The 8,795-nt window shown below is 42.8% G+C and carries 6 protein-coding genes; 3 read left to right on the top strand and 3 right to left on the bottom strand.

The genetic code is table 11. The annotated features are described in order from the left end of the window. Window positions 1-1,904: phosphoenolpyruvate carboxylase (locus tag PLH26_RS17330; RefSeq protein WP_324587291.1), on the top strand; the 1,904-nt coding region annotated here is incomplete at its 5' end. A gap of 460 nt (window positions 1,905-2,364) precedes the next feature. Here PLH26_RS17330 and PLH26_RS17325 read toward each other — a convergent pair. The 3 genes from PLH26_RS17325 to PLH26_RS17315 form a co-directional block, all read right to left on the bottom strand. Then, entirely contained in the window at window positions 2,365-3,441 is a 1,077-nt protein-coding gene (locus tag PLH26_RS17325; RefSeq protein WP_324587290.1) for a porin, read from the bottom strand. Between the two features lie 115 nt (window positions 3,442-3,556). Next, window positions 3,557-4,942, bottom strand: coding sequence for an ammonium transporter (locus tag PLH26_RS17320; RefSeq protein WP_324587289.1), 1,386 nt, complete (start codon window positions 4,940-4,942; stop codon window positions 3,557-3,559). A gap of 356 nt (window positions 4,943-5,298) precedes the next feature. Beyond that, entirely contained in the window at window positions 5,299-5,748 is a 450-nt protein-coding gene (locus PLH26_RS17315) for a tail fiber domain-containing protein (protein ID WP_324587288.1), read from the bottom strand. Window positions 5,749-6,292: 544 nt separating this feature from the next. Between PLH26_RS17315 and PLH26_RS17310 the strand changes: the two genes are divergently transcribed. Next, window positions 6,293-7,567 (top strand): GAF domain-containing protein, encoded by a 1,275-nt coding sequence (locus PLH26_RS17310; RefSeq protein WP_324587287.1) that lies wholly within the window; start codon window positions 6,293-6,295, stop codon window positions 7,565-7,567. Between the two features lie 146 nt (window positions 7,568-7,713). Continuing rightward, window positions 7,714-8,349, top strand: a complete 636-nt coding sequence (locus PLH26_RS17305) for a response regulator (protein WP_324587286.1) — start codon at window positions 7,714-7,716, stop codon at window positions 8,347-8,349. Window positions 8,350-8,795: the final 446 nt, after the last annotated feature.

Raw genomic sequence — 8,795 nt, 5'->3', positions numbered from 1 at the left:
ATTTGCCTGAAGTGGTATCTGCCGACAATCCCATTATCCGCATGGGATTTTGGCCGGGTGGAGACAGGGACGGCAACCCATACGTTAGAACGGATACCACTTTAAAGGTAGCAGGCGCATTACGCGAAAGCATTATGAGATCATATTACCTGGATGTTCGCCGTCTTAAACGAAGACTTACATTTAAGGGGGTTGATGTGCCGCTGCAGCAACTGGAGCTGAAGCTGTATAATAATCTTTTTGTACCGGGATATAAGAGCGATATCAGTAAGACGGAGATCCTGGACACCCTCCTGCAAATCAAGGAAACGCTCATTTACAAGCACAACGGGCTGTTCCTGGACCTGATTGAATCGCTGATCAATAAAGTGGAAGTGTTTGGATTGCATTTCGCATCACTGGATGTGAGGCAGGACAGCTCTGTTCACGCCAGGGTGATTGAGGAGATTGTTAAAAAGACGAATGCACTCCCGTCTGATTATTTATCATTAACAGACCAGGAAAAAATTCAGTCGCTGCTAAAGGTCAGCACTTTGGTTAACAATGAAGCGCTGACCGATGAAATTCATAAGGATACCCTTAAGGTAATGTCGACGATCAAAAATATCCAGTCCAGCAACGGGGTGGAGGGTTGCGACCGGTATGTTATAAGCCATGCCGACAGCGCTCTGACTGTTATCGAGGTATACGGATTGCTGTTGATGAGCGGGTGGGAGGCAGGTTCGCTGCTGGTGGATATAGTGCCGCTTTTTGAAACTGTTGATGATCTTGACAACGCTGCAGCCATAATGAAAGAGCTGTATGAGCTCCCGGCATACCGGCAACACCTGCGCCTGCGCAGGAACAGGCAAACCATCATGCTTGGCTTTTCCGATGGCACCAAAGACGGCGGCTATCTTATGGCCAACTGGAGCATATATAAGGCCAAAGAAGCACTTACCCGGATATCAAGGGCTTATGACATTGATGTAATATTTTTTGACGGAAGGGGCGGTCCGCCCGCAAGAGGCGGTGGAAAAACGCATAAATTTTATGCTTCCCTCGGCAAGAATATTGCCAATGAAGAAATTCAGCTGACCATACAGGGGCAAACCGTAAGCTCCAATTTCGGCACCATCGAGTCGGCCCAGTTTAATATTGAACAGTTGATCAATGCGGGTATTTCCAATGACCTGTTCGCTTCACAGAAAGTCATTCTCCGGGATGATGAAAAAGAGCTTATACAGCAGTTGGCCGAAAAAAGCCTTACCGCTTACCTGGAACTGAAAAATCATCCCAATTTCCTGGAATACCTTGGTCATGCAAGCCCGTTGAGATTTTATGCAGCAACCAATATCGGCAGCCGTCCGGCAAAAAGGGGCGGTTCGGGCAAGCTGGTATTGGAAGATCTTCGCGCCATCCCTTTTGTTGGCTCATGGAGCCAGCTAAAGCAAAATGTAACGGGGTATTATGGTGTTGGTACCGCCTTTAAAAAAATGGATGAAGAAGGCAGGTGGGAAGAAGTGAAAAAGCTATACGAAAATTCTACTTTCATTAAAACGCTGATCGCCAACTGTGAAATGTCTATGAAAAAAAGCTTTTTTCCGATGACGCGTTTTCTTTCCACACATCCCGTATATGGAGAAATATGGAACAAGGTATTTGAGGAATACGAGCTTACCAAACAGTACGTGTTTCGGCTCACCGGCAAAAATGAGCTGATGGCAGATTACCCGATAGAGCAGCTTTCTGTTCAAATGCGGGAAAGGATCGTGCTGCCCCTGGTGACCATACAGCAATATGCTATTACCAAAGTAAGGGAAATGGAAGAAAGTTCGCTGCAGTCGCCGCATAAGCAAACGCTTGAAAAACTGGTGATGCGTTGTTCTTTCGGTATCATCAATGCGGGACGCAATTCGGCGTGAGGAGGGTTTCAGGGTGCGTGTTACAGGGTACAGGTTGCAAGTTGCAGAGTAGAGGATAGGGGTTTGAGGTATAAGGTTGCAGGTCTCAGGGAGTTTTCGGGATAACGGCAGAAGCAGCAAAACCCATGGTGTGTCCTTCTCTTTATGTCTGTGTGAGCAGATCCTTGATTTTTTCAACAACAGTGCTGTCTGTTTCTATCCAATATTGAAACTCTCCCCATCCATTTTCTGTAAACTCAAAATCCATCCGGTATGATTATCATAATTTGAATTTACAGGTCTTACCATTTTTCAATTGATTTATTGATTCATATTAGGACAGTTTTGAGCCCGTATCTAAAGTTCACGTTATGATAAACAAAAGCCATCCATAGAAATAGACGGCTGTAACGATTGCTTGCCCTGTGAAAAAATTTAGGATATCCCTGAAACCGAGACCTGCACCCTGTAACCCGTATGTCTAAAAGCTGAAAATGGCTGCAAGCACGAATGATCCCGTGCTTTTAACGCCTGCCCCGTTATTCTTTGTGAATATGGGATCTTCGGCGCTGTCTAAACGGAATTCAGGTATGATCATGAAATTGGCATGTGGTCTGATGTTAAAAGAAAGCGTGGTTTGGAAAATGCCTGAACCAAAAAGGGGATAAACATCATCGTATTCATCCATGTAGGTTATTACGCCGTTTTTGTCATCGAAATATTCTCCCCGGAGTGTTAGCCCGAATTTTTCTGTTGGATCAACATTCAGGTACAGTGCTGAACCCCACCAGGAACCTGAGCTGCCACCTTCCGGATTATAAAATTTTACCGTTCCGTCATATCCGAGGCTGAACTTATCCGAGAGGGTAGCAGTAGCCGTTAGTCCAAGCTGATTGTTGGCGGCATTATCAAAATCTTTTCCGCCAACATAATTCAGGAAAGCGCTGAATTTATCAAAGCTGGCGCTGAATTGTCCCAGAATGAATTTATTTGAAAAACCGGCGCTGATATAATCATTTGGATTGACTATTCCCACCATTAATCCGAAATGATCACCCAGCCCGAAATCGGCTTTAATACCGGTATGCGAAAATGGTCCGTAAGAAAACATATAGCTCATGCTATAGTTCCGGTTTAGCTGTGGATCCAGTACCTCATACCCAACATGGGTACCCCATTTACCTGCTGTAAACTTTACTTTTTGAGAAGGCGAATAGCTGATATAAGCCTGTTTGATGGCTGCCATAGCGCCGCTTTCGGCATACGAAAATTCCTGCGCCCTGCTGCCAAAGCCAAGGTCAATGGTTGCAGACACTTTCCCTGCGGTATAATCTGCTTTAACGGAGGCCATGCCCAGCTCAAAGGAGTTTTGCGAATTGGTAAAGCTGGTGTAATTATTGATTGCTCCCTGATCTTTGGCATTTGCAAAATTATACCGGTAATAGCCATCAACGGAGCCCGAAAGAGTGAGCTCTCCTTTTTTGTCTGTAGAATCCTGTGAAAAAGCACTTGAGCATGCGGCCATAAAAATGGCTGGTGTAAGAATTTTTCTTAACATTGCAGTTGATTTTTAGTGTTAAAATGAAAGGGTACTGTTTTAAACCTGGTCAGAGGTTTTCTCAAAACTGTACCTTTTCTTTATTTGCGTTAGTCGGTTTGTTTTGATGCCCGGGCTAGTCTATTGTTTCTTCCTCGTGAATGCTTCCATTGTTGGTTACCAGCAAAGTTCCCTGCAGGTATTTTTCGTTATGCTGTGTGGCGTCCAGCCCGATTTCTTCCTCTTCAGCGGTTACGCGAAGTGGTAATATGAAATTGATGAATTTGAAAATGGCAAACGACACGATGAAACTGTATCCCGCGGAAATAACCATTGCTTTTAACTGGGTAAAGAAAAACGCGCTGTTACCATAGAACCATCCGTCATTGCCACCGGCATTAACAGCCTTCGTAGCGAAAATGCCTGTCAAAAGCATACCTACCATACCGCCTATGCCATGACAGGGGAAAACATCAAGGGTGTCATCGAGCGATGATTTTTGTTTGTAGTAGATAGCAATATTGGAGATGATAGCTGCAATAAGACCGATGAAGATGCTTTGTGGTATTGCCACAAAGCCTGCAGCAGGCGTGATGGCTACCAATCCTACAACGGCCCCGATACAAAATCCTACAACTGAAGGTTTTTTACCTCTGAGCACATCAAAAAACATCCAGCCCAATCCACCGGCAGCAGCTGCAGTATTGGTAGTTGCAAATGCCGAAACTGCCAGGGCATTGGCGCCTAAAGCCGAACCTGCGTTAAAGCCAAACCAGCCGAACCACAGCAAGCCCGTGCCGATCAAAACATAAGGGATGTTGGCCGGGGGGATTTCTCTGTGCTCTATATGCGCTTTTCTGCGTTTTAACACAAGTGCACCTGCCAGTGCAGCACACCCTGCGGAAATATGTACTACGGTACCGCCTGCAAAATCGAGGGCTCCCATTTTAAACAAAAAGCCTTCGGGGTGCCAACTCCAGTGTGCCAAAGGAGCATATACCAATATGCTGAACAAGGCAATGAAAAGAATATAGGAGGTAAACCGGATCCTTTCTGCAACAGCGCCCACCACCAATCCCGGTGTGATAATGGCAAACATTAGCTGGAATACGGAAAACAATGTTTTTGGAATAGTAGGAGCGCCTGCCCAGGGCGCACCTGAGTTTACATCCCTAAAAAACAGGTGTGTTGCAGGATTACCGATAAAGCCGCCGATATCTTCCCCAAAGCAAAGGCTGTATCCTATAAATATCCACAATACGCTTACCACCCCGGCAGCTACCACGCTTTTCATCATAGTGGAGATCACATTTTTACGGTGTACCATCCCCCCGTAAAAAAAGCCAAGTCCGGGTGTCATCAAAAAAACAAGAGTGGCAGCTACAATAACCCAGGCCATATCTGCTGCGCTGTAAGCACCGGTGTCGGTAAAGTCGGCAACAGGTTTAACGAAAATAGCAGCCAAAGCTATGGCTGCCAGTACCAAAAAAGGAGCAATTTGTTTTAGCGTTCTCTTAGCCATCGGGGAAAATTTTAAATTAAAAATAAAATATATTTAATAATATTCAACAAATATACTCTATAACTTGATAATATTTCAATAAATAATTCATATATTATTATTATTAATTTAAATTGATGATTTGTTGAATATAATTCATATCACCAAATCTTATGGTATTATAAAAAATAAAGAATTAATTTATATAGATTCATTCATTAAAATGTATTATTTCAAATAATTAAAAATAATAATTGACATATAAAATATTATAATGTTATTATTATATAAATTATTAAATAAAATATGTATTTAATAATCAATAAAAAAGCCAGGCACCAAAAGGCCTGGCTTGAAAAAAAGCATTATAGAAATCGTTAATTGCTGCTTAAAGCCATCAACTTTCTTAGTTCAAGCATTTCTGCTTTTAGTTTTTCTATTTCTGCCTGTTGTTCTTTTACAGACGCCACCAGCACCGGTATCAGACTGGTTTCGTTGATTGTTTTTATAGTGGCGTTCCGGTATACATTTTTCCCATACCTGTATGAAACTGTTTTTTCATTTACAAGAGTTGGGAAAACGGACTCGATATCTTCGGCAATAAAGCCATATTGCTTCCCCTCTTTGAGCTTCAGATGCCTGAATGTGGCTGCATTGTATTCAAATTGTTTGGGTTGAAGCTGCGTAATTTTTTGGAGCGGACTGTCAATGGTGGTAATGTTTTTTTTGATTGAGTGATCTGAGATCTCCTGAGCATGGGTAGCGTTTGCAACCAAAAGAAATGCAAATATATAGCATGCTTTTTTTGCCGTATTTATATAATACATTGTTGTGATGTTTTGTGATTGATAGATAAGGAACAACCCTGGTAAGGCGTGCCTATGGAAAGATGCAGGAGCAGGGTTAAGAAAAATTAGGTGGAGGAGTAGCCACAGGGAAAAAGATGTTTTGTATGCGGCCAAACTGAATTGAGCTGGTATACTTTGCTGATATTCCGGCGGGGATCGATATTTGAAAGGCGGCCCGCTGATCCGCTGTGTATTCCTTTTCACCGGTTTTTTCATTGCGTTCTTTCCCTGTGTTTTCAGCTTCAGCGATGCATGCAGTGGCCGGTATTTTAAAGGGAAACGATAATAAGGAGGAAGCGGCTCCCTTAAAAAGGAATACTGCAATTAAAAATGATGCTGTAATATGTTTGGAATAACAAAGCAATACACGAAAATAAATGATTAAAATATTCCATCACAGGGGTAGAATTGTTAAAATTCATTAATAACGGGAAGGGCAGAATCATTAATATGCGGTTCATTTAAATATCCTGTTTTTTGTGTTTCATGCTGTACATTTATATTCCTTCTAATTTCCTGTTTTTTGAGAAACAGATCTTTCATACTGATCTTTCCGGGATTGACCCTGGCTTTAAGCGCAGATGCACAGCTCAGGGACAATGGCGTACACAGTTTCAACGAAAAGAACATCAACTGGTGGGTATATGGCGCTATCCTGTTCATTGCTGCCATAGCCGTATATTGGGTTATCCGGTCGCTGCAGCAAAGGCTAAAAGAAGAAAAAACCATCAGCGCTTTCGCTACTTCTTTATACGGACTGAAAACGGTTGAAGATATTTTTTGGAATACTGCCAGGTACTGTGTTGAAAAAACAGGCTTTGTGGATTGCGTCATTTATCAGCTGGATGAAACCCGAACCGTACTGCTCCAAAGGGCGGCATTTGGTCCTAAAAATCCCTGGCGCCGCGAAATCATCAACCGTATTGAAATACCAGTGGGTAAAGGAATTGTGGGTTCTGTTGCACAAACGGGTAATGCAGAGATCATTCATAATACAGCAGCCGATGCCCGGTATATAGTAGACGATGAAAGAAGGTTATCGGAGATCGCGGTTCCGGTATGGGTCGACGGAAGGATTTTTGGCGTGATAGATTCTGAACATCCCCAAAAGGGCTTTTTCACCAGGTATCATTTGCGGATGCTTAAAAAAATTTCTGCTATTTGTTCGGAGCGTATTGTTAAGTACCTGGCAGAAGACAGGCTGAGGAGTAAAATTGCCCGCGACCTTCATGATGAAATAGGCTCAACGCTCACCAGTATCAATATACTCAGCAAGGTGGCCATGCAAAAAGGACTTGAAAGCGATAGAGTAAGTGCGTATTTGCAAAAAATAAAGGATAATTCCGGTAACATTATGGAACGGATGAGCGATATTGTATGGGCCATTAATCCTGTGAACGACAGCTTTGATAAGGTGATATTGCGAATGAAAGAGTTTGCGGCTGAAATGCTCGAGCCGGCGGGTATCAACTATTATTTTAATGAAGAAGGGTCGCTTGATAAAACGCAGCTTAACCTTGAACAGCGAAAGGATATTTACCTGGTTTTTAAAGAGGCGATCAACAATACCGTAAAATACAGCAAAGCAACGGAAGTGAATATTGTTTTGCAAAAGAAAAATGACAGTTTAAAAATGATCGTTATGGATAACGGTGAAGGTTTTAATACGGGAGCCGAATACACGGGTAACGGGCTGAAAAACATGCAGGACCGGACCGAAAACATGAAAGCCTCGTTAAAAATTGACTCCATAAAAGGCACAGGAACCACCATCGCACTTGAAGTGGTTATCACATGATTAGGGTATGTGCCGCTAAAATAAAGATAAGTAAGTTGCGCCCGGCCAATTCATTTTGTAATACAGCTTTAAGGATATTGTTTTTTGCCGGTACCCGGGCATGAATGATACCCGGTAAGCTCAAAAAGAACGTACCACTGTAAGCTATGCCTGTAAGTATTGTTATATATGAAGATAATGCAACGCTTCGTGAAAGTTTAAGCAATCTGTTGGCGCTCACCGGCGAATACACCGTTTTGGCCAGCTACCCGGATTGTTCAAAAGTAACAGAAGATATAAAAAGCCTGCATCCCGATGTAATACTGATGGATATTGATATGCCGGGTATCAATGGCATTGAAGCGGTAAAAAAAATAAGGGCTGTCAATGCCCCTGTGCAGATCATAATGCTTACTGTTTTTGATGATAACACCCATGTGTTCGACGCCATGTATGCCGGCGCCAATGGCTATCTCCTGAAGAAATATGTATCCGATAAGCTTATTCATTCTATAAGGGAAGTGCTTGAAGGCGGGGCCCCTATGAGCCCGTCTATTGCACGGATGATCATCTCCAGCATGCAGGAAAACACAAAGACGCCGGCAAAAGACTACCTGCTTACCAACAGGGAAAAAGAAATTCTGCAGTTGCTTTCCAAAGGAAACAGCTTTAAGCTCATTGCGGCAGAGTTATTCATCAGTCTCGACACCGTTCGCACGCATATTAAACACATTTATGACAAATTGCATGTTCGTTCCCAGGGTGAGGCCATCAGCAAAGCCATTAACGAGAGATTGGTGTAAGAGGTGTGGGGTGTAAGGTGTAAGGCGTGCTGGTAACTCATAGCGGATTGCTCCTGGCTTACTGCCTTTGGATTTTTAAAATTTATGGTTTTTAATTTTTTGTTTATCGTTGCATTCCTTCGGATTTCGAGCTTCTTTCTTCGGATTTGAGCTTTTTTTGGTTCTTGTTATTTGGTTCTTGGTGCTTTTCAGACGCGGTGCTGACCCTCCTTCGCCGGGTGCCGACCGCATCTTTGGATTTTTAAAATTTATGGTTTTTAATTTTTTGTTTATCGTTGCATTCCTTCGGATTTCGAGCTTCTTTCTTCGGATTTGAGCTTTTTTTGGTTCTTGTCATTTGGTTCTTGGTGCTTTTCAGACGCGGTGCTGACCCTCCTTCGTCGGGTGCCGACCGCATCTCCGGATTTTTAAAATTTATGGTTTTTAATTTTTTGTTTATCGTTGCA

Origin of the sequence: Agriterribacter sp. (assembly GCF_035444585.1) — a bacterium.
Lineage (GTDB): Bacteria > Bacteroidota > Bacteroidia > Chitinophagales > Chitinophagaceae > Agriterribacter.
The sequence above is the reverse complement of the archived record's forward strand: the minus strand, read 5'-3'. Positions and strand labels throughout refer to the sequence as shown.

Excerpts from the sequence above, each read along its gene's own strand:
- PLH26_RS17325 (WP_324587290.1), bottom strand. The coding sequence starts at position 3,441 with ATGTTAAGAAAAATTCTTACACCAGCCATTTTTATGGCCGCATGCTCA.
- PLH26_RS17320 (WP_324587289.1), bottom strand. The coding sequence starts at position 4,942 with ATGGCTAAGAGAACGCTAAAACAAATTGCTCCTTTTTTGGTACTGGCA.
- PLH26_RS17315 (WP_324587288.1), bottom strand. The coding sequence starts at position 5,748 with ATGTATTATATAAATACGGCAAAAAAAGCATGCTATATATTTGCATTT.
- PLH26_RS17305 (WP_324587286.1), top strand. The coding sequence starts at position 7,714 with ATGCCTGTAAGTATTGTTATATATGAAGATAATGCAACGCTTCGTGAA.